The sequence below is a fragment of the Baekduia soli genome (genome assembly GCF_007970665.1).
In the GTDB taxonomy this organism is placed as follows: Bacteria; Actinomycetota; Thermoleophilia; order Solirubrobacterales; family Solirubrobacteraceae; genus Baekduia; species Baekduia soli.
In genome coordinates this window covers 1,478,938-1,503,584 of record NZ_CP042430.1, presented here as the reverse complement: position 1 = coordinate 1,503,584, position 24,647 = coordinate 1,478,938, and the positions used below count along the sequence as shown (strand labels likewise).

General features: G+C 74.8%; 21 protein-coding genes, 1 tRNA gene, 1 pseudogene and 1 riboswitch. Of the genes and pseudogenes, 10 read left to right on the top strand and 13 right to left on the bottom strand.

What is annotated here, in order from left to right:
- Positions 1–20 precede the first annotated feature (20 nt).
- Positions 21–2,051: an ArnT family glycosyltransferase gene (locus FSW04_RS06950; protein WP_146917692.1), complete on the bottom strand. Its 2,031-nt coding sequence runs from the start codon at positions 2,049–2,051 to the stop codon at positions 21–23.
- A gap of 122 nt (positions 2,052–2,173) precedes the next feature.
- Between FSW04_RS06950 and FSW04_RS06945 the strand changes: the two genes are divergently transcribed.
- A complete protein-coding gene (locus FSW04_RS06945) occupies positions 2,174–3,400 on the top strand; it encodes a glycosyltransferase (protein WP_146917690.1) in 1,227 nt (408 codons plus the stop codon).
- Here FSW04_RS06945 and FSW04_RS06940 read toward each other — a convergent pair.
- Positions 3,292–3,987 (bottom strand): TetR/AcrR family transcriptional regulator, encoded by a 696-nt coding sequence (locus FSW04_RS06940; RefSeq protein ID WP_146917688.1) that lies wholly within the window; start codon positions 3,985–3,987, stop codon positions 3,292–3,294. The two genes, FSW04_RS06945 and FSW04_RS06940, sit on opposite strands and share 109 nt — an antisense overlap.
- A 113-nt stretch (positions 3,988–4,100) precedes the next feature.
- Between FSW04_RS06940 and FSW04_RS06935 the strand changes: the two genes are divergently transcribed.
- Entirely contained in the window at positions 4,101–5,708 is a 1,608-nt protein-coding gene (locus FSW04_RS06935) for a cupredoxin domain-containing protein (protein WP_146917686.1), read from the top strand.
- Here the strand turns inward: FSW04_RS06935 and FSW04_RS06930 are convergent.
- From FSW04_RS06930 to FSW04_RS06920, 3 genes are all read right to left on the bottom strand, one after another.
- A complete protein-coding gene (locus tag FSW04_RS06930; protein WP_146923550.1) occupies positions 5,705–7,315 on the bottom strand; it encodes a GMC family oxidoreductase in 1,611 nt (536 codons plus the stop codon). The two genes, FSW04_RS06935 and FSW04_RS06930, sit on opposite strands and share 4 nt — an antisense overlap.
- 41 nt (positions 7,316–7,356) lie before the next feature.
- Positions 7,357–7,779 (bottom strand): gluconate 2-dehydrogenase subunit 3 family protein, encoded by a 423-nt coding sequence (locus FSW04_RS06925; protein WP_146917684.1) that lies wholly within the window; start codon positions 7,777–7,779, stop codon positions 7,357–7,359.
- Positions 7,780–7,878: 99 nt separating this feature from the next.
- Positions 7,879–8,307: a VOC family protein gene (locus tag FSW04_RS06920; RefSeq protein ID WP_146917682.1), complete on the bottom strand. Its 429-nt coding sequence runs from the start codon at positions 8,305–8,307 to the stop codon at positions 7,879–7,881.
- Positions 8,308–8,347: 40 nt separating this feature from the next.
- Between FSW04_RS06920 and FSW04_RS06915 the strand changes: the two genes are divergently transcribed.
- A complete protein-coding gene (locus FSW04_RS06915) occupies positions 8,348–9,004 on the top strand; it encodes a hypothetical protein (protein ID WP_146917680.1) in 657 nt (218 codons plus the stop codon).
- Positions 9,005–9,391: 387 nt separating this feature from the next.
- Here FSW04_RS06915 and FSW04_RS06910 read toward each other — a convergent pair whose 3' ends face one another.
- From FSW04_RS06910 to hydA, 3 genes are read right to left on the bottom strand one after another with little or no spacing between them, the layout of a single operon-like run.
- Positions 9,392–10,423 carry a TIGR03842 family LLM class F420-dependent oxidoreductase gene (locus FSW04_RS06910; protein ID WP_146923548.1) on the bottom strand — a complete coding sequence of 344 codons (1,032 nt, stop codon included), beginning with the start codon at positions 10,421–10,423 and terminating at the stop codon, positions 9,392–9,394.
- Complete coding sequence (locus FSW04_RS06905) at positions 10,423–11,697, bottom strand: Zn-dependent hydrolase (protein ID WP_228430966.1); 1,275 nt, start codon at positions 11,695–11,697, stop codon at positions 10,423–10,425. Before FSW04_RS06905 ends, FSW04_RS06910 begins: the two co-directional genes overlap by 1 nt.
- Positions 11,694–13,094 (bottom strand): dihydropyrimidinase, encoded by a 1,401-nt coding sequence (hydA, locus tag FSW04_RS06900; protein WP_146917677.1) that lies wholly within the window; start codon positions 13,092–13,094, stop codon positions 11,694–11,696. The genes FSW04_RS06905 and hydA overlap by 4 nt, the downstream gene beginning before the upstream one ends.
- A gap of 104 nt (positions 13,095–13,198) precedes the next feature.
- Here hydA and FSW04_RS25740 point away from each other — a divergent pair, with 104 nt between their 5' ends.
- From FSW04_RS25740 to FSW04_RS06885, 3 genes are all read left to right on the top strand, one after another.
- On the top strand, positions 13,199–14,029 hold the full coding sequence (locus tag FSW04_RS25740; RefSeq protein ID WP_187369314.1) for a MaoC/PaaZ C-terminal domain-containing protein: 831 nt from the start codon (positions 13,199–13,201) through the stop codon (positions 14,027–14,029).
- Positions 14,030–14,040: 11 nt separating this feature from the next.
- A complete protein-coding gene (locus tag FSW04_RS06890) occupies positions 14,041–14,892 on the top strand; it encodes an isocitrate lyase/PEP mutase family protein (RefSeq protein WP_146917675.1) in 852 nt (283 codons plus the stop codon).
- A 106-nt stretch (positions 14,893–14,998) separates the two neighbouring features.
- Entirely contained in the window at positions 14,999–16,489 is a 1,491-nt protein-coding gene (locus FSW04_RS06885) for a sensor domain-containing diguanylate cyclase (protein ID WP_187369313.1), read from the top strand.
- Positions 16,490–16,610: 121 nt separating this feature from the next.
- On the opposite strand, the pseudogene FSW04_RS28120 reads toward FSW04_RS06885, so the two are convergent.
- Positions 16,611–16,718: pseudogene (locus FSW04_RS28120) on the bottom strand (ATP-binding cassette domain-containing protein); the annotation flags it as partial.
- 150 nt (positions 16,719–16,868) lie between these two features.
- Between FSW04_RS28120 and FSW04_RS06875 the strand changes: the two are divergent.
- The gene (locus tag FSW04_RS06875) at positions 16,869–17,774 is read left to right on the top strand and encodes a class II glutamine amidotransferase (RefSeq protein ID WP_146917670.1); all 906 of its coding nucleotides are present in this window, start codon (positions 16,869–16,871) and stop codon (positions 17,772–17,774) included.
- A 175-nt stretch (positions 17,775–17,949) separates the two neighbouring features.
- Here the strand turns inward: FSW04_RS06875 and FSW04_RS06870 are convergent.
- Positions 17,950–18,037, bottom strand: a tRNA-Ser gene (locus FSW04_RS06870).
- A gap of 85 nt (positions 18,038–18,122) precedes the next feature.
- Positions 18,123–18,512 carry a tRNA adenosine(34) deaminase TadA gene (gene tadA / locus FSW04_RS06865; RefSeq protein ID WP_228430964.1) on the bottom strand — a complete coding sequence of 130 codons (390 nt, stop codon included), beginning with the start codon at positions 18,510–18,512 and terminating at the stop codon, positions 18,123–18,125.
- Between the two features lie 58 nt (positions 18,513–18,570).
- Here tadA and FSW04_RS06860 point away from each other — a divergent pair, with 58 nt between their 5' ends.
- Entirely contained in the window at positions 18,571–19,884 is a 1,314-nt protein-coding gene (locus FSW04_RS06860) for a S8 family serine peptidase (RefSeq protein WP_146917669.1), read from the top strand.
- A 2-nt stretch (positions 19,885–19,886) separates the two neighbouring features.
- Positions 19,887–20,621 carry a tyrosine-protein phosphatase gene (locus FSW04_RS06855; protein WP_146917667.1) on the top strand — a complete coding sequence of 245 codons (735 nt, stop codon included), beginning with the start codon at positions 19,887–19,889 and terminating at the stop codon, positions 20,619–20,621.
- Here FSW04_RS06855 and FSW04_RS06850 read toward each other — a convergent pair.
- Both FSW04_RS06850 and FSW04_RS06845 read right to left on the bottom strand, forming a co-directional pair.
- On the bottom strand, positions 20,572–21,900 hold the full coding sequence (locus tag FSW04_RS06850) for a glycosyl hydrolase (protein ID WP_187369312.1): 1,329 nt from the start codon (positions 21,898–21,900) through the stop codon (positions 20,572–20,574). The genes FSW04_RS06855 and FSW04_RS06850 overlap by 50 nt on opposite strands.
- An 83-nt stretch (positions 21,901–21,983) precedes the next feature.
- Entirely contained in the window at positions 21,984–23,225 is a 1,242-nt protein-coding gene (locus FSW04_RS06845) for a hypothetical protein (protein WP_146917663.1), read from the bottom strand.
- 14 nt (positions 23,226–23,239) lie between these two features.
- A riboswitch (cyclic di-GMP riboswitch) is annotated at positions 23,240–23,314 on the bottom strand.
- Between the two features lie 182 nt (positions 23,315–23,496).
- Between FSW04_RS06845 and FSW04_RS06840 the strand changes: the two genes are divergently transcribed.
- A complete protein-coding gene (locus tag FSW04_RS06840; RefSeq protein ID WP_146917661.1) occupies positions 23,497–24,645 on the top strand; it encodes a glycosyltransferase family 4 protein in 1,149 nt (382 codons plus the stop codon).
- The last annotated feature ends 2 nt before the right edge of the window (positions 24,646–24,647 follow it).

Here is a 24,647-nt window from a genome sequence, read left to right as displayed (position 1 = left end):
GTCGGCGGGCCGGCGGTGGCTCAGGCCCCGGTGGCGGCCAGCGCGTCGGCCTTCCCCTGCAGGTCGTACAGCCCGATCACCGAGGTCTGCGTGCCGACCTTCTGCACGGCGGTCATCAGGGCGCCGGCGCCGACGCGGCCGTCGTTGCCCATGCCGCCGCTCGTGCCGTCGGTCAGCACGTAACGGATGCGGCCGTCGCGGACGGCCTGGGCCAGCCACGCCGCGGAGACCTGGCTCTCGCGGCCCGAGAAGCCGCCGATGCCCGCCACGCCGGCGCCCGAGGCGATGATCGCGTCCGACGCGCTCTGCTGGCCGGCGACGCCGATCGTCCCGCCGCCGTGGGCCTTGGCGTAGGCCAGCGCGGCCGCGAGGTTCCTGTTGGAGCCGAACATCCCGCCGCCGCGGCCGAAGCCGCCCGCGGGGCCCGCTCCGGCCGTGGCACCGCGGGGCGCGGCGGCCGTGCCGCCGCCGTGCGGCGCGGCGAAGCCGGGCGGCAGCGCCCGCATGGCGCCCGTCATCGCGCCCGGGGGCCCGCCGAAGCCGCCACGGGCGCCGCCCGGACCGCCGAAGCCGCCGGACGAGGCCGGCCCGCCCGCGGGGAACGTGCCGCTCGTGGCGTGGCCGATCGTCTCCTGGGCCCACGTGGCCGGCGCGATGAGCAGCGCGCCGAGGGCCACGGCCAGCACGGCGCCGCGCGCCAGGCGCGGCATCTGGGCGATGAGCGCGGCCGCGGCCGCCAGGCCGGCGACGATCAGCACGGGCACCAGCCAGCGCTCGTCGGTCGCGTCGCGGTGGATGACGAGGACCTCGGTGGCCACGCCGCCGCCGATGGCCAGCGGGGCCACGATGCGCGCGGCGACGTCGCCGCGCAGGATGACCCCGGCGGCGGCGCCCACGAGCACCGCCGTGAACGGCGCGAGCATCGACACGTAGTACGGGTGGAAGATGCCCTTGGCGAAGCTGAAGGCGACCGCGGTCGTGGCGAACGCGCCGCCGGCGGCGATGAGCCAGCCCGTGCGGGGGTCGGTCCTCCGCAGCCGGGTGATCACCACGAGCGCCAGGCCGCCGACGAGCGCCATGCCCAGCAGCCATCCGGCCTGGCCGCCGAGGCTGGCGTCCAGCAGGCGCAGCGGACCGGTGGCCCCGCCGAACACGCCGCCGGGGCCGCCGCCCGGCCCCCCGGTCGCGCCGCCCGGGCCGCCGAGCTGGCCGTCGAGCCGGCCGAGCCCGTTGTAGTTCATGATCAACGACCAGATGCTGTTGTCGGCCGTGCCCGACACCCATGGCCGGTCGGCGGCCGGCGTCAGCCAGACGAGCACGGGCCAGGCCAGCGCGACGACCGCCAGCGCGGCGCCGGCGGTCAGCAGCTGGCCCACGGCGACCAGGCGGCCGCGCGGCCCGACCCACAGGTAGGCGGCCGCCAGGGCGGGCAGCACGAGCAGGGCGGTGCCCATCTTGGTCTCGAAGCCGAGCCCGACGCAGATCCCGCCCAGCACGAGCCAGCGCGTCCGGCCGTCCTCCAGCGCGCGGACGATCGCCCACAGCGCGGCGACCGAGCAGAGCACGACGAGCGCGTCGGGGTTGTTGTGGCGCGAGATGGCGACGGTGATCGGGGTCGTGGCCAGCACGAGGCCGGCGACGAAGCCGGCGGGGCGGCCGAAGCGCCGCCGCGTGAGGTCGTAGGCCAGGCCGACGGTCGCCACGCCCATCAGCGCCTGCGGCACGAGCATGCTCCACGAGCTGGAGCCGAAGGCCCGCACCGACAGCGCCTGGACCCAGAGCGCGAGCGGCGGCTTGTCGACCGTCATGACGCCCGCAGGATCGAACGCGTTGTAGAGGAAGTCGTGCCAGCTCGTGCTCATCGAGCGCACCGCGGCCGAGTAGTACGTGTTGGCCCACCCGTTGCGGTCCAGGGCCCAGAGGTCGAGCACGGCGGCCAGGACGAGGAGGCCCAGCAGCTCGGGGGCGGGGATGCGCAGCGCGCGCAGGCGCTCGCGGGCGGGGCTGATGGCCTCGGGGAGGCGCAGGCCGGGAGAGGTCGTCGTCGACATGGCCCCAGCATCGGCACGCCCCCTGGGCGGATCCCCGGCGCTTGCTCAGACCTTCCTGAGAGGCGGGCCTCCCAGGGAGCTCTCAGCCGCATCCCACGGCGCTCTTGTGGGCGGCGTGGACAGTGCCCCCATGCCCACCGGAACCGCGGCCCTCGCCCCGCCCCCTGCTCCCGGCGCCGGCCGCGCCGGTCGACGTCGACGTGGTCGTCCCCGTCTACAACGAGCAGGCGGCCCTGGAGCCCGGCATCCGGCACCTGCACGCCCACCTGTCCGAGGCGTTCCCCTTCACGTGGCGGATCGTCATCGCCGACAATGCCAGCACCGACGCGACGCCGGCCATCGCCGCCCGCCTCGCCCGCGAGCTGGCCGGCGTGACCTCCCTGCGCCTGGACCGCAAGGGCCGCGGGCTGGCGCTGCGCCAGGCCTGGTCGGCCAGCGACGCCCGCGTCGTGTCCTACATGGACGTCGACCTGTCGACCGACCTGCGGGCGCTGCTGCCGCTCGTGGCCCCGCTGCTCTCGGGCCACTGCGACGTCGCGATCGGCTCGCGGCTGGCCGCCGGCGCGCGGGTGCAGCGCGGCCCCAAGCGCGAGCTGATCTCGCGCACCTACAACATGATCCTGCGCACCACGCTGCGCGCCCGGTTCTCCGACGCCCAGTGCGGCTTCAAGGCCGTGACCGCCGTGGCCGCCCGGCAGCTGCTGCCCGAGATCCGCGACGACGGCTGGTTCTTCGACACCGAGCTGCTCGTCCTCGCCCAGCGCCACGGGCTGCGGACCCACGAGGTCCCCGTGGACTGGGTCGACGACCCCGACTCGCGCGTGGACATCGTCCGCACCGCGGTCGACGACCTGCACGGCGTTGCGCGGCTGGCCCTCTCGGCCCCGCTGGCGCGCTTCATGCTCGTCGGAGTCGCCTCGACAGTGACCTACGCGCTGCTGTACCTGGCGCTGCGCGGCCCCATGGGCGCCGGCGGCGCCAACGCGCTCGCGCTCGCGGTCACCGCCGTCGGCAACACCGCCGCCAACCGCTGGCTGACCTTCGGGCTGCGCGGGCGCCGCCACCTGCTGCACCACCACCTGCGCGGCGCCGCGGTCTACGCGCTCACGCTCGGGCTCACCGCCGGCGCGCTCGGCGTGCTGCACGGCCTGGACCCGGCGCCGCCGCGCGGCGTCGAGCTCGCCGTGCTGATCGCCGCCAGCCTCGTGGCCACCGTCACCCGCTACGTGGCGCTGAAGACCTACGTGTTCGTCAATGCGGGTCCCGAGACCCCGCCCGCGGCGCTGCGGGCCGCCTCGGCCAGCGCCGCGAACGCCTCGCGGCCATCGGCCACGCCGACCGACGCGTAGGCCGCCAGCAGCACGTCGCGCAGCAGGCGCGCCACCGCCTCGCGGTCGGCGCCGCCCTCGGCCAGCCAGCGCGCCGCCACGCCCTCGCAGAACGAGAGCCAGCCCTCGATCGCCAGGTCCAGCCCGGGCGAGGCCAGCTGCTCACGCGGGCGGCCGGCCAGCGCGGCGGCGAAGTCGACCATGGTCGCCACGCGCCGCCGGCGGCCCTCCAGCAGCACCGCGCGGATCGCGGCGTCGGCGCCGCCGCGGGCCCGCACGACGGCCAGGAAGCCCTGGGCGTGCTCGTGGGCGTAGCCGAGGAAGCCGTCCAGGCTCTGGTCCAGGATCGCCACCGGGCCGCCGCCGAGGTCGGCCGGCCGCATGCGCCGGTCCAGCTCGTCCATCGACCGTCGCAGCACGGCCACGACGAAGTCGCTCTTGGTCGGGAAGTAGTGGTACAGCAGGCCCTTGGAGATCCCCGCGCGGCGGGCGATCTCGCCGATGGAGACCTGGCCGTGCGGGCTGGAGCCCAGGAGCTCCAGGCCGAGGGCGACGAGCTGCTCGCGGCGCTCGTCACGGTGCAGCCGGATGCCCTTCGGCGCGCTCACGTGCCGGGCACGCTACGCGCAGTTGACCGGGTGGTCAACAAGGCGCTACGCTCGCGTGGCCCTGCCGACCGCCCGGTCACGCGACCGGCTGGCCCGAGGACCCGTCCCGTCCCATGCTGCCCCGCCCGCTCCGCGCCGGCATCGTCGCCCTGTCCGCCGCCCTCATCGTCCTGGCGGCGGCCACCGTGCCCGCGTCGGCGGCCGCCCTGCCCGGCGCGCACATCTCGGCGGTGCAGGTCGTGCCCTCGGCCGACTACCCCGGCCTGCAGCACCTGACCTACCTCTACGGGCCGATCCGGATCACCCCCGGGCAGAACACGATCGAGGCGCGACCCAACGACCAGCGCCCGCAGGTCCCGGGCTACATCACGCGCTTCAGGCCCGACCTCGTCTACACCAAGGTCAACGCCCAGGGCGGGCACGACGTGCCACGCGTCGACGTCATCCACCTGCACCACGGCGTCTGGCTGAACAACAACTACCCCACCTTCGCGGCCGGCGAGGAGAAGACGGTCTTCAACCTCCCCGAGGGCTACGGCTACCACTACGACCCGAGCGACAGCTGGATCATGAACTACATGATCCACAACCTGACGCCGAACCCGACGTCGGTCTACATCAAGTACGACATGGACTTCCTGCCCGACAGCGAGCCGGCGGCCCAGTCGCTGATCCCGGTGCACCCGCTGTGGATGGACGTCGCGGGCATCGCGGCCTACCCGGTCTTCGACGCCTACCAGGGCACGGGCACCAAGGGCCGCTTCACGTTCCCCGACCAGGCCAAGGGCGCCCAGAGGCGCGACATCGGCGTCGCGCACCAGTGGACCGCCCCCAGCGACGTCACGCTCGTCGGGACCGCCGGCCACCTGCACCCGGGCGGGCTGTGGGACGACCTGAGGGCCACGCGCGGCGGGGTCAGCAAGGAGCTGTTCCGCTCCGAGGCCAAGTACTACGAGCCGGCCGGGGCGGTCTCCTGGGATGTGTCGCTGACGGCGACCAGGCCCGACTGGCGCGTCGCCGTCCGCGCCGGCGACACGCTCGACGTCAGCACGACCTACGACACCGGCAAGGCCTCGTGGTACGAGTCCATGGGCATCATGGTGGTGTGGTACGCCGACGGCATCCAGGCCGGCGCGGCCGACCCGTTCACCACGCCGATCGACTGGCACGGCCTCGTGACCCACGGCCATCTGCCCGAGAACGACAACCACGGCGGCGACCCGTCCTCGGGCCTGCCCGACGCCCGCGACCTGCTCGACGGCTCCGCGCCGTCCAACGTGGATATCAAGGGCTTCATCTACGGCAACGGCGACCTGAGCATGACCGGCCGGGCCGGCCGGCCGCCCGTCGTGCGGGCCGGGCGGTCGCTGACGTTCACGAACCTCGACGCCACGCGGGCCATGAAGCCGCGCGCCTCCGCCTACCACACGATCACCGCGTGCAAGGCGCCCTGCACGGCCACGACGGGCATCGCCTACCCCCTCGCCGACGGCCCCGTGCGCTTCGACTCCGGCGAGCTGGGCTACGGGCCGTCCTTCGGCGGCGGGCGCGCCGGCAGGTTCACGCCGGCGGCCAACCGCAACACCTGGAAGACGCCCAGGAACCTGGGCGCCGGCACCTACACCTACTTCTGCCGGATCCATCCGTTCATGCGCGGGGCGTTCCGGGTGGTGGGCGCCGGCGGCAAGGGCAGCGTCAAGCGCGCGAAGGCCTCGCCCTAGAGCGTCCCGTCGCGCAGCCGCTCGCCGACGAACTCGGCCTGGCGGATGGCCAGCGCGACGATCGTCAGGGTCGGGTTGGCCGCCGCGCCCGTGGTGAACACCGAGCCGTCGGAGACGAACAGGTTCGGCACGTCGTGCGCGCGCCCCCAGGCGTCGACGACGCCGTCCTGCGGGCACTCGCTCATCCGGCAGGTCCCCAGGTTGTGCGTCGAGGGGTAGGGCGGGGTGCGCGAGCTGGCCCGCGCCCCGACGGCGGCGTAGACCGCCTGGCCCTTCTCCCACGCGTACTCGCGCATGGCCACGTCGTTGGCGTGGTCGTCGCAGTGCACGTTGGGCGCGGGCAGACCGTGCTGGTCGGAGACGTCGGGGTTCAGCGTGACGCGGTTGGTCTCCTGCGGCATGTCCTCGCCGACGAGCCACATCCCGGCCGTGTGGGCGTAGGCGTCCATCGCCGCCGTGAAGTCGGGGCCCCACGCGCCGGGGTCGATGAACGCGGCCAGGAACGACGGGCCGAGCGAGAGCGTCTCCATGTAGAAGCCGCCGGCGAACCCGCGGTCGGGGTCGTGGCCGGACTCGTCGGTGATGATGCCCGCCATCGTCTCGCCGCGGTACATGCGCACGGGCTTGGGGAACCGTCCGTAGACCGAGGCGGTCAGATGGCGCATGTAGTTGCGCCCGACCTGCCCGGAGGAGTTGGCCAGGCCGTCGGGATGCGACGGCGAGCTCGACAGCAGCAGCAGCCGCGCGCTCTCGATCGCGTTGCCCGCGACGCACACGGCGCGAGCCCGCTGGCGGTGCAGCGCCCCGTCGCCGTCGAGGTAGAGCACGGCGTCGGCGCGGCCCTGGGCGTCGTGGGTGATCTGCACGACGTGGGCGTCGGCCCGGAGGTCGAGCTTGCCGGTGGCCGCCGCCTTGGGCAGCTCGGCGACCAGGGTCGACCACTTCGCGCCGTGCTTGTCGCCCTGGAAGTTGAACCCGTCCTGCACGGACGCCGGGCGCCCGTCGAAGGGCTCGGCGTTCGTGGCGTAGGGGCCGGTGGCGTAGCCGTCGTAGCCGACGCCCTTGGCGCCGTTGGCGAACACCGTGTAGTTGTTGTTGGCCGGCAGCGGCGCGCGCCCGTGGCGGTGCGTGACGCCCATCTTGACCTCGGCCCGGTCGTAGTAGGGCTCGAGGTCGGCCAGCGTGATCGGCCAGTCCAGCAGCGACGCGCCGTCGATCCCGCCGCCGTACGTCGTCGCCGCCTTGAACTCGTAGTCCTTGAAGCGCGGGCAGGCGCCGGCCCAGTGCGTCGACGTGCCGCCGACGGCCTTGACCGTCCACGCCGGGAGGTTGGGGAAGTCGCTCGCCACGCGCCAGGAGCCCGACGTCGTGCGAGCGTCCAGCCAGGCCATCTGGTTGAACGCGGGCCACTCGTCCTGGTGGTAGTCGTCGGCCGTCAGGTGCGGCCCGGCCTCCAGGACGACGACCTTGACGCCCTGCCGGCACAGTTCGTGGGCCAGCGTGCCGCCGCCGGCTCCGGAGCCGACGACGACGACGACGTCGCCGTCGTCGTGGTCGAAGTGGTTGCCGCTCTGGGCCGCGCGGCCGAGCTCCTGCGCGGTGCGCACGCCGCCGGCCCCGTTGGCGGAGCCGTTGACCGCCGCGCCGCTCACGACGCCTCCTCGATCCGCGCCGCGGGGAGCCAGTCGAGGTCGGCGAACCCGCGCTCCAGGTAGCCGCCCTGGTCGTAGGACGCGCCCTCGTAGCCCAGCAGCGCCCAGACCTCGCGGTCGTCGTAGAGCGTCGTGACGGTCTTGGCCCGCACGGCCTGGAAGAAGACCGTCCCGCTGATCTCCCGCAGGAGCGCGAGCGCGTCGTCCTCGGAGAGGTCCGCGAACCCGCGGGCCTGCAGCTCGCGGATGCCCTGGCCGAGCTGGGCCCGCAGCCGCGGGTCGTCGTCGCCCGCGGCGTGGATGGCGGCGGCGCACCGCTCGTAGGGGGCATCGGGGAACGACGCGTGCGGGAACATCCGCCGCACCAGCGTCGTGAGCACCTCGATCTCCGCCGCGACCTCGGACGTGACCGTCGCCATCGAACACCGACCTTCCACTTGTTGACCCTCGACCGCCGCCGACCATAACGCCGGCGGAGGTGAGAAACAATTCGCGGAAGCGCCAGCGGCGCCGCGGCGTCAGGTCGTCGAGGGGTGCGGGCCGTCCTGGGGCGTGTCGAACCGGCCCCCGTCGATGAGCTCGATGCGGTAGCCGTCGGGGTCGGCGACGAACGCGATCCGCGGGAGGTCGTCGCGGCCGCCGGGGCGGTAGGGCGGCTTCTCCGGCTCGACGCCGAGCTGGGCGTCGAGGTCGGCGAGCACGGCGTCGATGTCCTCGACGGTCACGGCGATGTGGTTGTAGCCCTCGCCGAGGTCGTAGGGCTCGTCGCGGCCCACGTTCACCGTGAGCTCGAGCTGATCGCCGGCCCCGGGCAGGCCGAGGTAGATGTTGTAGGCCGAGTCGAAGTTCAGCGCGCCGCGACGCTCGAAGCCCAGCACCGCGTAGAAGCGGGCCGAGGCCTCGGGGTCGCGCACGCGCATGCAGGTGTGCACCAGGGATCGCGTCATCCGGCGATCCTCGCACAGGCCTTGGCTACCATCCCGGCCCATGGCCCGGCTCGTGGCAGCGCTGTCCGCCTCGCTCGTCCTCGGGCTGGCGGCGGGCTGCGGCGGCGGGTCGTCCTCGGGCGCCTCTGACGCCTCCGGTCGCCTGCCCGTCACGAGCGGCACGCCCGCGCGGCCGGCCGCCGGCGCGACGCTGCCGTCGCCGGCGACGGCGACCGCCGAGCCCGCGGCGGGCACGACCACGACGCCGAGGGCGCGGGCCGCGTCGGGCACGTTCACCTCCGAGCAGGTCGTCGCGCACTTCAAGCGCCGGACCGGCGCCGCGCTGACGCGCAGCCCGACCGACCCGCCGCAGTACACGACGCTGGACCTGGGCGACGAGCCCACCGCCGAGGTCGCCGAGTTCGGGACCTTCACGATCTACGTGGTCAAGGGCTCGCGCCCCGGCCGGGAGATCGCCGCGCTCCTGGCCGCCGACGACAACCCGACGGCCAAGGTGGCGGTGGCGCCCGCCGACGCGCACGGCATCTCCTGGGAGCAGCTCTCGTTCAAGGCCCTGCGGTCCCAGGCCCCCGCGTTCATCGCGCGCAAGCGCTACGGCCACAACCTGCTGCTGACCTGGGTCGCGGGCAACGAGCGGGCGACCGACGAGCGCTGGGACAAGCTCGACCGCGTGCTGACCGACCTGGCCGCCACGTAGGGCGCCCGCAGGGCAGGTCCGCCGGCCGGCGTGAGCGACCGAGGCGCCCCGGCGGGAGCTGTCGTGTCCCCCGCCAGGGGCCTCGGCCGACCTCACGTTGCCGATGCGGCCGGCCCGCTGGGTCAGGGCGGGAGCCGGCTGCGCCCCCGGGCCGCTGGGTCAGGGCGGGTCCGGGTCGTCCGTCCCCCGGCCGACACCACCGGAGGAGAGCCGGCTGGTGTGTCGGCCGTCGGTGGTGACGGCGTGGACACAGCCTAGGTGCGCGACCGCCCCCGCGGGACCGACAGGTGGTCCCCGATCTGCGGTCCGCCGTTCGCCGCACGGTCGAGGACGTGCGCATGCGCACGTGGATCGTGTGCGCCGGCGCACACGACGGGCCGGCAGGGCTCACTCGGGCGCCGCGATGCGCCCGTGCACGGCCGGGAGGACCTGCTCGCCGTAGGCCCCGAGCGTGGCGTCCTTGGCGTCGTGCTGCAGGTAGACGGCGAACTGGTCGACGCCCAGGGCGGCGAGCTCCCGCAGCCGGGCGACGTGCTCGGCGGCCGGTCCGATGAGGCAGAAGCGGTCGATGATGGCGTCGGGCACGAAGGCCGTGTGGGGGTTGTCGGCGCGGCCGTGGTCCTTGTAGTCGTAGCCTTCGCGCCCGGCGATGTAGTCCGTCAGGGCGGTGGGCACCGCCGCGCCGCCCGCGCCGTAGCGGGCCACGATGTCGGCCACGTGGTTGCCGACCATGCCGCCGAACCAGCGGCACTGGTCGCGCCCGTGGGCCAGGCCCGCGTCGGTGCCGTCGGTGACGTAGGCGGGCGCGGCGACGCACATCGTGATCGCGTCGGGGTCGCGTCCCGCGGCCGCCGCGGCGCGCCGCACGGCCGCGATGCTCCAGGCCGCGATGTCGGGGTCGGCGAGCTGGAGGATGAAGCCGTCGCCGACCTCGCCGGTCAGCGCCAGGGCCTTGGGCCCGTAGGCCGCGACCCAGACCGGCAGGCGGCTGGCCGGGTTCCAGGACAGCCGCAGCGTGGTGCCGCGGTACTCCACCGCCTCGCCGTTGGCCAGGCCGCGGATGACCTCGATGCTCGCGCGCAGGTCGGCGAGCCGCACGGGCCTGCCGTTGATGACGCGCACCGCCGAGTCGCCGCGCCCGATGCCGCAGATCGTCCGGTTGCCGTACATCTCGTTCAGCGTCGCGAACAGCGACGCGGTGACCGTCCAGTCGCGGGTCGCGGGGTTGGTCACCATCGGCCCGACGATCAACTTGTGGGTCTCGTCGAGGATCCGGCTGTAGATGACGAACGGCTCCTCCCACAGCAGGTGGGAGTCGAACGTCCACGCGTGCGAGAACCCGTAGGCCTCGGCGCGCTTGGCCAGGTCGATGACCCGTGCCGCCGGCGGGTCGGTCTGCAGCACCACGCCGAAGTCCATCATCGGGCGGCCTCCAGGCCGCCGGCGGCCACGAGCTCCAGTGCCCCGCCGACCGTGGCGCCGTAGGCCTCGATCGCCACGCGCAGAGCCTCCTCGGAGGAGTCCTCGACCTCCGTGTGCGAGATCGGCGGATCGGACTGGGCGAAGATCATCACGGTCGGCACGAGGCGCCCGATCTCCGTCGCGTCGTGCAGCGGCCCGCTCGGGATGGGGGGCCCGTCCCCGCCGCCGGCGGCGTCGACCGCCCTGCGGGCGAGCGCGACGAGCTCGGGATGGAACGGGGTCGGGGTGGCGCCGAACACGCGCCGGAACGCCACCTCGCAGTCGAACGTGCGCGCCGCGTCCTCGCAGGCCGCCCGGCACTCGGCGAGCATCGTGGCGAGGACCTCCGCCTCGAGGTGGCGCAGGTCGAGCATCATCTCCGAGGCGCCGGCGATCGCCGTGATGACCCCGGGCGAGCTGGCGATGGAGCCGACGGTCGTGACGCCCCCGTGGCGGATGCCGACCTCGCGGATCTCCAGCGCGGCGGTCGCCGCGGCGGCCAGCGTGTCGCGGCGCAGGTGCATCGGCGTCGAGCCCGCGTGGGCGGACTGGCCGGTGAAGCCGATGAGGTAGCGCTCGTCGCCGAACGTGCCGCTGACGGCCGAGGCCAGGCGCCCGGTGTCCAGGAGCACCGGGCCCTGCTCGATGTGCAGCTCGAGGTAGGCGCGGGCACCGTCCAGGCGCGAGCGAGCGCCCGCCGCGGCGTCGAGGTCGACGCCGACGGAGGCCAGCGCGTCCTGCAGCGTGGTGCCCTGGGCGTCGAGGAGCCCGCGGACGTCGTCGGGGTCCAGTGTGCCCGCGACGGCCGAGGAGCCGACGAGGCTGCGGCCGAAGCGCGCGCCCTCCTCGTCGGCCCAGTCGACGAGGCGCACGGTCACGGGCGGGGGCGCGTCGGCCGCCGCCAGCGTGCGCAGCACCTCCAGCGCGGCCATGACGCCGAGGCAGCCGTCGAGCCAGCCGCCGGAGGGGACCGCGTCGATGTGGGAGCCCACGACGACGAAGCCGTCGGTGCTGCCGTCCCCGTCGAGCTGGGCCCAGAGGTTGCCGGCCTCGTCGCGGTCGACGGTCACGCGGTCGCCCAGCTCGGCGAGCTTGCCGCCCAGCCACTCGCGGGCGGCCGACCAGTCCGGCGACCACGCCAGCCGCTTGGCCCCCGCGTGCTCGCCGCCGCTGGCGGCGGCGAGCTCGCGCAGGTCGGCGATGACCCGGCCGGCGTCGATCTGCAGGCTCACGCGGCCACCCCGGCCCCGACGGCCGTCGACCGCGCGACGAACCGGCCGTGCCCGGGCTCGGTGAGGATCTGCCCGCGGTCGTAGACCAGCGTGCCGCGCGAGAACGTGTGGCGCACCGACCCGCTGGCCGTCTCGCCCTCGTAGACGTCGTAGTCGACGTTCATGAACGACGTGTGGGTGCCGTAGTCCCGCGGTGCGGCCGGGTCGAAGACCACGACGTCGGCGTCCTTGCCCGGGGCGATCGCGCCCTTGCCGGCCAGGCCGAAGCGCCGCGCGATCGTCGTCGACGTGCGGTCCACGAGCTGGCTCGGCGTCAGGCGGCCGGCCACCACGCCCTCGTCCCACAGCTTGGCCAGGCGATGCTGGATGACCGGCATGCCGTTGGGCACGAGGCTGAAGTCGTGCAGGCCGCGGGACTTCTGCTCGTTGGTGAACGGGCAGTGGTCGGTCGAGACCGACTCGAGCACGCCGCGGCGCACGTAGTCCCAGAGCGGCTCGTGGTTGGACGCGTCGCGCAGCGGCGGCGAGCAGATGTAGTGGCAGCCCTCCACGCCGGGGCGGCGCAGGTCGTCGATCGTGTTGACGAGGTACTGCGTGCACGTCTCGGCGCTGACCGCGATGCCGCGCTGCTGGGCCGCCTCGATCTCGGCGGCCGCCGCGGCGCACGTGACGTGCACGACGAACAGCGAGGCGCCGGTGTACTCGGCCAGGCGCGCGGCGCGGCTCGTGGCCTCGGCCTCGACGAACTCGGGCCTGGTGAGCGCGTGGTGGATCGCGTCGGTCTGCCCCGCGTGCAGCGCGCGCTTGACGAGCAGGTCGATGACGTCGCCGTTCTCGGCGTGGACCATCGTCAGGGCGCCGAGATCGCGGGCGCGCTCCAGGCAGGCGGTCATCGCGTCGTCGCGCGTCATGAGCTCGCCCTTGTAGGCCATGAACAGCTTGAACGAGCTGACGCCGGCGTCGGTCATCGCCTGCATGTCGTCGATCGTGGCCTCGTTGGCGTTTGTGATCGCCATGTGGAAGCCGTAGTCGACGTGGGCGGCGCCCTCCGCGCGCCCCTGCCACTCCTCCAGGGCCGAGCGCAGCTGGTCGGGCTCGCGCTGGATCGCGAAGTCCACGAGGCAGGTCACGCCGCCGGCGGCGGCCGCGCGGGTGCCGGTGTCGTAGTCGTCGGAGGACATCATCCCCATGAACGGCATGGAGAGATGGGTGTGGTTGTCGATGAGCCCGGGCAGCACGCGGCAGCCCGACACGTCGATCACGGTGGCGCCGGGCGGCGCCTGGACGTCGCCGACCGCGGCGATCCGCTCGCCGACGACCAGGACGTCGGCGTCGTACTCGCCGTCGGCGCTGACGACCCGGCCTCCCTGCAACAGCGTGGCGCGCTCTTCGGTCATGCAGCGGTCCTCCTCGTCGTGAGCTCGGTGCCGCATCGTTCCACCACGACACGACGGGCGTCAACGAGCCGCCTGCCCACCCGGCGCTCGGGCAAGCTGTGGCCATGGACATCCTCGGCCTGCAGCTCGGCCCGGTCCGCCACACGTGGACCGAGCGCGACGCGATCCTCTACGCGCTGGGCATCGGCGCCCGCCTGCCCGAGGACCTGCCGTTCCTCTACGAGGGCGCCGGCGCGGACGGGCCGCTCGTCGCCCCGACGTTCGCGCTGACGGCCGCCACGCGGATGCTGCCGCCCCTCATCGAGGCCGCCCGGCTCGACGTGCGCACGCTGCTGCACGCCACGCAGGCCATCGAGCTGCTGCGCCGCCCGGCGCCGGAGGGGGCGTGCAGCGTGACCCGCACGGTCACCGGGGTCTGGGACAAGGGGCGCGCGGCGCTCGTGGACTGCGTGGACGCCATCGGCGATGACGACGGCCCGCTGGCGGTCGCGCGCAGCTCCTGGTGGGTCGAGGGCGCCGGGGGCTTCGGCGGGCCACGGTCCGACCCCTCGGCGTCGGCGCCACCCGTGTTGCCCGAGCGCAGGCCCGACGTCACCCTCGCCGTGGCCACGACACCCGAGCAGGCGGCGCTCTACCGCCTCAGCGGCGACCGCAACCCGGTGCACATCGACCCCGAGGTCGCGCGCGCCGCCGGCCAGCCGCGCCCGTTCCTGCACGGGCTGTGCACGCTGGGCATCGCCGGCCTGGGGATGGCCCGCGCCGCCGGGGCCGGCCGGCGCCTGACGTCGCTGGCCGGCCGGTTCACGAGCCCTGTGTTCCCCGGCGACGACGTGACCACCGAGGTCTGGTGGACCGGCGAGGACACGGCGCTGGCCCGCGTGACGTCCGCGGGGACGCCGGTCATCGCGCCGGTGCAGGCGACGTTCGCCGACTAGCCTGCCGCCCCATGACCCTGCGCGAGCGCCTCAACCAGCCCGAGATCCTGATCGCGATGGGCGCCCACGATCCGCTCACCGCGCTGCTGGCGCAGCGGGCCGACCTCGAGGCCGTCTACCACGGCGGCTACGCGGTGGCCGCCCACCAGTACGGCCTGCCCGACCTCGGCCTCGTCGGGCTCAGCGAGATGGTCGAGTCGGTCACGCGCATCCGCGCGGTGGCCGGCGTGCCGATCATCGCCGACGCCGACACGGGCTACGGCAGCGAGCCCGGCGTCACCCGCGCGGTCCGCGAGCTCGAGCGCGCGGGCGCCGGCGCGGTGCAGATCGAGGATCAGGTCTTCCCCAAGCGCTGCGGCCACATGGAGGGCAAGCGGGTCATCCCCGCCGAGGAGATGGCGGCCAAGGTCCGTGCCGCGGTGGCCGCCCGGCGTGATCCCGAGACGGTGATCATCGCGCGGACCGACGCGCTGGCCGTCACGGGCCTGCCCGACGCCATGCACCGCTGCCTGACCTACGCCGACGCGGGCGCCGACGTCGTCTTCGTCGACGCGCCCCGCGACCGCGCCGACCTCGCCGAGATCGCGCAGCACGTCGGCGACCGGGCGCTGCTCATGGCGAACATGACCGAGACCGGCAAGACCGAGCTGCTGCCCGCCTCCGAGCTGCAGACCCTGGGCTACGCCCTGGTGATCTTCCCCTCGACGCAGACCTGGCTGTTCTCGCGTGCCTACACCGAGGTCTGCCGGGAGCTGCTGGCCACGGGCACCACCGCACACCTCCTGGACCGGTTCGACAGCTTCGACGACATCAACGAGCTGCTGGGCAAGTCGGCCTGGGAGGCCACGGCGCAGGCCGGATGAGGGCGGCGGAGCCCACCGGAATGACCCGGTCCGCCTCCGAACCTCAAGATTTCGTCACAGGGGGCGCAAGTAGTTGCGTCTCGGGCCGACTACCCCAGCCATGGGGATGGGCAACCCGACATACCGAGCCGCCGGGGCGGATCGGGGCGACGACCTCGCGCGCCACCCGCTCGTCGACGCGCTGCGCGGCGAGATGCTCGCACTCCAGCGCGATCTCGAGCGCTGCGCCGGTCTGCACCGCGCCATGGCGCGCCAGACGCCCAACGGCTTCGTGCTGCTGTTCGACGGCGAGCTGCGCCACACGATGGCCGACGGCGGCGCCCTGGAGGCCTACGCCGGCCCGGCGGCCCAGCTGGAGGGCCGCACGCCCGCCGAGGCGCTGACCGACGAGCTCGCGGCCGAGCTCGAGCCGCGCTACCGCGCGGCGCTGGAGGGCCGGACGCTGAGCTGGGAGTGCCGCCGCGGCACGCGCACCTTCACGATGACGGCCGGGCCGGTGCGCGACCGCGCCGGCGAGATCTTCGCCGGCATGGTCTCGGGCACCGACGTGACCCAGGTCCGCCACGGCGAGGCCATGAACATGGCCCTCAGCCAGCTGGCGACGGCCGTCGCGCGCAACGCGTCGCCCTCGGTCGTCTTCCGCCAGCTCGCCGAGAGCCTGCGCGACCTCTTCGACGTCACGAGCACCGCCATCGCCCGCTTCGAGGGCCCCGGCCGCGCGACGGTCCTCGCCGCCGCCCCGCACCAGGCGGCCGAGCTGCCCGCCAGCGTGCGCTTCGCCGACGGCGACGAGCGCCACGCCGCGCTGGCCGCCGTCCAGCACAGCGCGCGCGCCGCGCTGCGGGAGCCGGGCGGGGCCCCGGGCTCCTACGGCGCCGCGCTGCGCGACGAGGGCGTCGTACGCACGGCCGCCGCGCCGATCCGCGTGCACGACCGGCTGTGGGGCGCCCTCGTGCTCAGCACGACGGAGGCCGGCCAGCTGCCGCCCGACACGCTGTCCGGCCTCGGCGACTTCGCCGAGCTGGCCGAGCTGGCCATCGGCAACGCCGACGCCTGGGAGCAGCTGCGCCGCGACGCCAGCACGGACGCCCTGACCGGCCTGGCCAACCACCGCTCCTTCCAGGAGCGCCTGCGCCAGGAGGTCGCCCGCGCCGACCGCCACGGCCGCGCGCTGAGCCTCGTCCTCTTGGACATCGACCGCTTCAAGCTCGTCAACGACACCCACGGCCACCAGGTGGGCGACCGCGTCCTGGCCGAGGTGGCGCGCCGCATGCGCGTCCGCCTGCAGGAGGGCGAGCTGCTGGCCCGGATCGGCGGCGAGGAGTTCGCCTGGATCCTGCCCGAGACCGACGGCGACGGCGCGCTGCTGGCCGCCGAGCGCCTGCGCCGGGAGATCTCCGGCGACCCGATCGACGTCGCCGGCACGATCACGGCCTCCGCCGGCGTGTGCGACCTCGGCGCCGCGGGCAGCGCCGAGCGCCTCAGCCAGCTCGCCGACCGCGCGCTCTACGCGGCCAAGCAGCTCGGCCGCGACCGGGCCTGCCACCACACCGCGGTGGCCGGGCTGCACCCGGTGTCGCACGGCATCGCACGCTGACCGGCGACGCCGGGTCAGTCCGTCACCCGGCGGATGAACGAGCGCGTGCCGGCCATGGTCAGGGCCGCCGTGATGGCCGCCGGCGCACCCGGGACGGCCGCCACCGGCATGTGCGCGACCCCCGGCGCTGCGGGTCCAGCCCGGCGGTCGGCTCGTCGAGGAAGACGATCGTGGGCCGGTGGGCGATGGCACGTGCCACCTGCAGGCGCTGGGCCAGACCACCCGACAGCGCCGTGCCTGCAGGCCTTCACCAGCCCGCGGATCTCCAGGGGCCCCGGGGCACCTGCGGCGGCCCGCCGGCCCTCGCCACCCTCCGGCACCGCGGGAACGCCGCAGGGTGGCGCTCGACACGCGGCAGGGCATCGGGGAACCTGCCGGCATGTGTCGTCTCTTCGGCCTGACCGGCGGCGACCGCGCGGTCCGCGCGACGTTCTGGCTGCTGGAGGCCCCCGACAGCCTGGCCCGCCAGAGCCGGCGCGAGCCCGACGGCACCGGGGTCGGCTGGTTCGGCCCCGACGGAAGGCCGGAGGTCGCCAAGCAGCCGCTGGCCGCCTACGCCGACCAGGCGTTCGCCCGGGAGGCGCGCGAGCTGGAGTCGACGACGTTCGTCGCCCACATCCGCTACGCCACCACCGGCACGGTCCAGGCGGCCAACACGCATCCGTTCGCCCAGCGCGGCCGGCTCATGGCCCACAACGGCGTCGTGCAGGACCTCCCGCGGCTCGAGCGCGAGCTGGGCGACGACCTCGCGCTCGTGCAGGGCGACACCGACTCCGAGCGCCTGTTCGCGCTCATCACCCGCGAGATCGGGCGCCACGACGGCGATGTCGGGGCAGGCATCGCGTCGGCCGCCCGCTGGGTCGCCGCGCACCTCCCGGTCTACGCGCTGAACCTGGTCCTGGCGACGCCCGCCGGGCTCTGGGCCCTGCGCTACCCGGCGGTGCACGAGCTGTGGGTCCTGCGGCGGGCGGCCGGCGGAGCCCGCGGGGACCGCCACCTCGACGCGGCGAGCGCCGGCGGCACGGTGCGCGTGCGCTCGGCGCACCTGAGCCGCCGCCCCGCGGTCATCGTCGCGAGCGAGCCCATGGACGCCGATCCCGGCTGGCGCCTGCTCGAGCCCGGCGAGCTCCTCCACGTCGACCACGGGCTCGCCGTGCGCTCGACGATCGCCGTGCCCGAGGCGCCGGCCCGGCCGCTCACGCTCGGCGACCTCGACGAGAAGGCCGCGGCGGCGCAGGCGCCGCGGACCGGCGCGGCGACGTCGCAACCACGCGAGCCCGCCTGACCACCTGCCCGGGAGGGTGTCGGGCTGCTCCGGGAACCAGCGCAGGCCCGAGCCCAGGGGGATCGGGAAGGCCATCGGGTTCGCCCGGTCCCCGGACCCGAGGCCGAAGAGCGCGTCTGCACGACCCGTCACCGACTCCCGCCGGGGACCGACATCGTCGAGCCACGGCACTCAGCGGAGGGGGAGGGATTCGAACCCTCGGTACGACGAAGCCGTACAACGGTTTTCGAGACCGCCCCGTTCAACCACTCCGGCACCCCTCCGAGGCCCGCAGGCCCAGAGACTAGCGGCGCGCCCTGAAGAACGACCGCAGCAGCTCGGCGCACTCGGCCTCGAGGACGCCGCCCGTCACCTCGGGCGGTGGTTGAGCTGCGGCTGGGCCAGGACGTCGAGCACGCTGCCCGCCGCACCGGCCTTGGGGTCGGGCGCGCCGTAGACCACGCGCGGGATCCGCGAGAGCACGATGGCCCCGGCGCACATGGCGCAGGGCTCCAGCGTGACGTACAGCGTGGCGTCCAGGACCCGCCAGGAGCCCAGCGCGGCGGCCGCCCGGCGCAGCGCCAGCACCTCCGCATGGGCGGTCGGGTCCTGATCGCGCTCGCGTTCGTTGCGTCCGCGGCCGATGATGTGACCATCGGCCACGACGACCGCCCCGATGGGCACGTCGCCGTGCCCGACGGCGGAACGTGCCTCCTCCAGCGCCTCCCGCATCCAGTGCTCGTCGGCCGATGTCCCCATACCGACGCGTCATCATGGAGGAACTTCCGCCCTCCGCGGGCGTTCCTGTAGCGAGTCCTTGCCCTCCCTCCCCCGCCTCCCCGCCCTCGGCGCCCTCCTGCTGGCGCTGCTGGCCGTGCCCTCGGCCGCCCACGCGGCGCCCGCCGCGCGCGCCGGCGAGGTCGTCGTGGCCTATCGCGACCCACCGGGCGCGCATGCGGCGCGGATGGCGCAGCCGCGCGCGCCGCACGTGCTGCACGTCCGCGACGTCGCCGCGACGATCCGCCGCCTCCGCGCCCGCCCCGACGTGCGCTACGCGGTGCCCAACGTGGTGGCCCACGCCGCGGAGGCCTTCGTGCCGAACGACCCCGGCCGCACGCCGGACCCAGCGGGCTGGCAGCAGACGCAGTGGAACTTCACGGGTCCGGCGAGCGTCGACGCGCCGGATGCCTGGGGCAATCTGATCGCCGCCGGGCGCCCGGGCGGCAAGGGCGTCGTCGTCGCCGTGCTCGACACGGGCGTCGCCTACCGGCGCTTCGGCCGAACCCCGGCCGACCCCGACCTCGCGGCCACGAAGTTCGTCGCCGGCTACGACTTCGTCGGCCGGGACCCCTACGCCAACGACCACAACGGCCACGGCACGCACGTGGCCTCGACGATCGCGGAGTCCACGAACAACGCCATCGGGCTGACCGGCCTGGCCTACGGAGCGTCGATCATGCCCGTCAAGGTCCTCGACGACCTCGGCTCGGGCGACGCCGCCGAGATCGCCCGCGGCGTGCGCTTCGCCGCACGCAAGGGCGCCAAGGTCATCAACCTCAGCCTCGAGTTCTCCTCCGACGTGACGTCGTCGGAGATCCCGCAGCTCCTGGACGCCATCGCCTACGCCCATCGCCGCGGCGCGATGGTCGTCGCCGCCTCGGGCAACGAGGCCGTGACGAAGGTCGCCTACCCGGCGCGGGCCACGTATGTGGTCTCCGTGGGCTCGACGACCGAGCACGGCTGCCTTTCGGACTTCTCCAACCAGGGCAGCGGCCTGGACCTCGTCGCCCCCGGCGGCGGGCCGGACGCCTACCTCACCGATCCGGGCTGCGTGCCCGACGGCACCCCGGGGCGCAACATCGCCCAGATGACGCTCATCGGCCTGCACCGGGACACGTTCGGCATCCCCGGCGGCTACGAGGGCACGTCGATGGCGGTGCCGCACGTGTCGGCCGCGGCGGCGCTGGTCATCGCCAGCGGCGTGCTCGGCCCGGACCCGACGCCCGACGCCGTCCAGCGCCGCCTGGAGGTCACCGCGCGCGATCTGGGCGCGCCGGGCTACGACACCCGCTACGGCTACGGCCTCATCAACGCGGGCACCGCGACGGACCCGGCCGTGCCGGTCGGCTGAGCATGCCGACCGACCTGCACTGCCACATCCTCCCCGGCGTCGACGACGGGCCCGAGACCCTCGAGGACGCGCTGGACCTGGCCCGGGCGCTCGTCGACGGCGGCGTGGACCGCGTCGTCGCCACCCCGCACGTCAACCGGCGCATCCCGACGGCGCCGGAGACCATGCACGAGGGCGTCGTCCGGCTGCGCGCCGCGCTGGCCGACCACGCGATCCCCCTGACGGTCGAGCCCGGCGCCGAGATCGCCGCCGCGCACCTCCTCGAGCTCGACGGCGACGAGCTCGACGCGCTCACGCTGGGCGGCGGGGGCTGGATCCTGCTCGAGCCGCCGCTGACCTCGGAGTTCCCGATCGAGCGCGCCGCCCAGGAGCTGCTCGACGAGGGCTTCGGCGTCGTCCTGGCCCACCCCGAGCGCTGCGCGCTGTTCCTGCGCGCGCCCGAGCGGGTGCGCCCCATGGTCGAGGCCGGCGTCCGCGTGTCTATCACCGCCGCGGCGCTGAACCGGGCGTTCGGGCGCCACGCCCAGGAGCTCGCCCGGACCCTCGTGCGGTCCGGCCTGGTGCACAACGCCGCCTCCGACGCCCACGGCCTGGGGCGCCGGCCCCCGCGCCTGTTGGCCGAGCTGCACGCCGCCGGCCTGGACGATCACGTCCAGGCCTGGTGCGAGGCGATGCCGGCGGCCGTGCTCAGCGACGCGCGCCGACCGTCCGCCCGTCCCACTGGCGGCGCAGCGTGACCTTCATGTGGCCCGTGCCCAGGACGGCGGGCAGCGTGACCGTGAAGCGGTTGAGGCGGTTGGGCCGGATGATGGCCCGGTAGCGCAGGACGCCGCCGATGCTGACCTTCATCGTGTAGATGTCGATGCCCGGCGCGGTGCCCGCAACGCGGATGCTGCGGCCCCGGCGGGTCAGGTGCATCCGCTGTGTGCGCAGCCTGCGGGCCTTGCCGGCCCTGGAGACGACGGAGTAGGACGGCTTGTGGCGGCCCTGGCGGTCGATGACGCCGAACTGGTAGGACGAGGACTCGTCGTACAGGGCGTAGACGACCGTGGCCTTGACCCACGACGTGCGCGAGACCGCGGCGAACACGTCGCCGAGGTTCTGGGCCTGGACGGCCTGCGTGACGCAGGGATGGTCGGCGGCGTGCGTCGGGCGCCCGTTGCGGCCGCTGCAGCTCGTGTAGCCGAACTCCGTCATCCACAGCGGCGCGGTGTCGCCGTACTTGCGCTGCACCGCGCGCGTGGTGCGCAGCGCGTAGAGCGGCAGGTCGTAGAACTGGACGGCGATCCCGTCGTAGCTGCCCTTGATGCCCGCCTTGTAGAGCGCGGTGAGCCAGCGGCCGTCGGCGCCCACGAAGGAGCCGGCGAGGACGGGGACCGTCGGGCTGACGGCCTTCAGCGCGGGATACAGCGCCTTGGCGAACGCGACGTAGCCCGCGATCTTGTTCGGGCCGGCCCAGTACTTCTCGTTGGACTGGTCGGGCTCGTTCCAGAGCTGGAACGCGGCCAGGCGCGTCCCGTAGCGCTGCGACAGGAACGTCGCGACGGGCACCGCGCTGACGGGGTCGGCCGGCGCATACCTCCAGACGGCATCGCGGTTGGCGTCCGGGCCCGAGCAGTCGCCGCGCACGTCGGCGGGGGCCGAGGAGGCCCAGCACGGCGTGCGGTCGATGAAGAGGATGGGCCGGATGCCGCGTCGTGCCGCACCGTCGACGAACGCGTCGATCTTCGCCAGCACCGCGGGGTCGCGCTCGCCCGACGCCCGCGGCTCCAGCGCGGCCCAGGAGACCTCGAAGCGCACGACCTTGACGTGCAGGCGCGCCTCGGCCGCCAGCTCGCGGTCGTTGGCCTCCGCCGTGTCGGCCGAGGAGAGGATGCCGCCGCTCTGGATGCCCACGAGCGGAGCCGCGTGCGCCGGGGCGCCCGCGGCCAGCGTCGTCACCATGCCGGCGAGCAGCGCGAGGACGATCCCCCGCGCGCGCCGCCCCGTCCTGACCCGCCCGTCTGTGGCTAGCACGTGCCCCATGATGCCGCACCCGACTCCGGTTCGTCGAGGCAGGCGGGGCGCGCGGCCGTCAGGACGGGCGGGCCTGGACCGCATCAGGGAGCGATGACGCGCATCTGGTCCCACGGGATCGTTCGCAGCGAGGCGTCGGTGACCCCGACGGGGCTCCAGATGTCCGACGGACCGCCGGTCGAGGCACGGCCGATGCTGGCCTCGCCGCGGACCGCCAGCGAGCCCGAGGAGTCCACGAGGTAGGCGCCGTAGTCCTTCAGGGCCTGGGCCATGATCTGCTGCGGGCGCGGCAGGCGGGAGATGTCGGCGGCCGGGTCGAGCTGGATGTGCGTGCCCATGGGCATCGCGTCGGGGTCGCTCTGGCGGCCGTCCCCGTGCACGGCCGGTGCGACGAACGTGTTGCGCACGTACGGGGAGGTGAACACGAGCGCGTGGTCGATGCGGCCCGCCTTGATCTCCTCGGGCCGGATGACGCCGGCGGCGAGCGCGAACCCGGCGGCGTTGCCCGAGACGGGACCGGCGATGCCGCTGCCCGACGCCGAGGTCGCCGCGCGGGCACCGGCCAGCCACGAGCCGTCGCCCTGCTGCTCGGCGACCCACATGTCCATCTCGCGGTCGCCGTCGAGGACGACGAGGTGGTGGTCGCTGCCCAGCGTGGGCTTGGCCCCGTCGGGGATGTGGACGGCGGGCTGGGCCAGGTCGGCGCCATAGCCCCAGCTGAAGACGCCGACGTTGCGCAGCGGGTCGGCGGCGCGGGCCGAGACGATGGAGATGCCCCAGTCGTCGGAGTTGGCGAAGTTCGCCGAGCCCAGGTAGGGCAGCAGCGACTTGCCGACCATGGCGGCCGAGTTGTCGGCGATCCGCGGCGTGGCGGGGATGCGCGTGTTGAAGGGGCTGGAGGCGCCGTAGAGGCGCGCGGGGCCGGTCGTCGTCGTCGTGGCCGGGGGGACGGGCGCGGTGGCGGTCGTGGCCGTCGCGGCCGGCGCGGTGGCCGACGCCGGCACGTTGGCGACGGGGGTGTTGTCCATGCTGGCCACGGTGGTGGCCGGAGCGGGGGCCGCGGGCACGACGACCTTGGCCTTCCTGCGCTTCGCGCGGGCCAGCCTGGCCCGCAGCGTCGAGCAGGTGCGCCGCGCGAACGCCGAGTGCGTGCGCTGCGCCACGGCGCAGGCCTTGGCGACGCGGCGCTCCTGGGTGGTGTGGGCCCGGGATGACGTGGAGGCCTGCGCGGCGGCGACGCCGGCGAGCAGGGCGGTGGCGCCGAGGAGGGCGCAGAGGATCGCGAGCAGCGCGAAGCGCCCTCGTGCAGGATGGGGAACGACCATGTGGATGGGGGCCTTTCGGTAGCTGGGCTGCCTCGGTGAGGCCCCTGGCTTTGCGACCCCGCCTCGCGACGGGTGTGCCGTTTTCGGTGTGCGCCCCGGCGGAGAAGCGGGACGGCGGTTGCATGACTCCTATCGACGGTCTGCCAGCGTCCATGTGCGTGTGGCCGGATCCCTCAACATTCGTTCGGGTCTGCCGAAGGCGCTGTCCGCCTCAAGACACTGGTTTCTGTTCATTCATGGACGTCCGCAGGCGTGCCGATCATCAGGGACGATGCGGCTGGCCGCCTACAGCGACGACCCCTACGCGCGCGCCGACGGCCCCGTCGGCGCGGAGATGCCCTTCGCGCTGTTCCTGGCCGGCCTCGGCGACGCCGCCGACGGCCTCGTGCTGCTCGGCCGGGTGCAGCCCGGCCACCATGAGCCCCTCGTGGCGCTGCCCGACGGCCTGCGCTTCGTCGAGCTGCCCTGGTGGGAGGACCTCTCGCGTCCTGCCGGCATGCTCCGCGCACTCCCCGGCTCGCTGCGGGTCTTCTGGCGCGTCGCGGGCGAGGTCGACGGCGTGCTGCTGTTCGGCCCCTCCCCGCTCGGCGTGGCCTTCGCCCTGCTCACGCGCCTGCGCGGGCGGCGGCTGGCGCTGGGCGTGCGGATGGACTACGTCAGCTACGTGACGCACCGCCATCCCGGCCGCCGGTCCCTGGCGTGGATCGCGGGCACCCTGGATGCGGCCTGGCGGCTGCTGGCCCGCCGCACGCCGACCATCGTGGTCGGCGCCGGCCTGGCGGCCCGCTACCGGCGCGCCCCGCGGCTGCTGGAGGTCTGGGTCTCGCTCGTGCGCGATGCCCAGGTCCACGCGCCCGCGCGTGAGGAGCCCGGTGCCACCGGCCCGATCCGGGTCCTGACCGTCGGGCGCGTCGACACGGAGAAGAACCCGCTGCTGCTGGCCGACATCCTGGCCCGCCTGCGCGCCGGCGGCGCGGACTGGCGCCTGACCGTGTGCGGCGACGGCCCGCTGCTGGGCGCGCTGCGCGAGCGCGCGGAGGCGCTGGGCGTCGCCGAGCACCTCGATCTGCGGGGCTTCGTCGGGCCGTCCGACGGGCTGGCCGACCTGTACCGTGACGCCGACATGTTCCTGCACGTCTCCTGGACCGAGGGGATGCCTCAGGTGCTTGTGGAGGCCTGGGCCGCCGGCCTTCCGGTCGTGGCGACCGACGTGGGTGGCGTCGCGGCGGCCGTCGGCTCCGACGGCGGGCTCCTCGTCGCCCCCGGCGACGCCGGGGCGGCCTCCGCAGCCCTGCAGCGCATCGCCGGCGATGCCGGCCTGCGCGCGCGCCTGGGCGCCGGCAGCCTGCGGCGCGCACGGGAGCACACCCTCGAGCGCGAGACCGCGCGCATCGCCACGTTCCTGGCCGGGAGCCGCTGAGC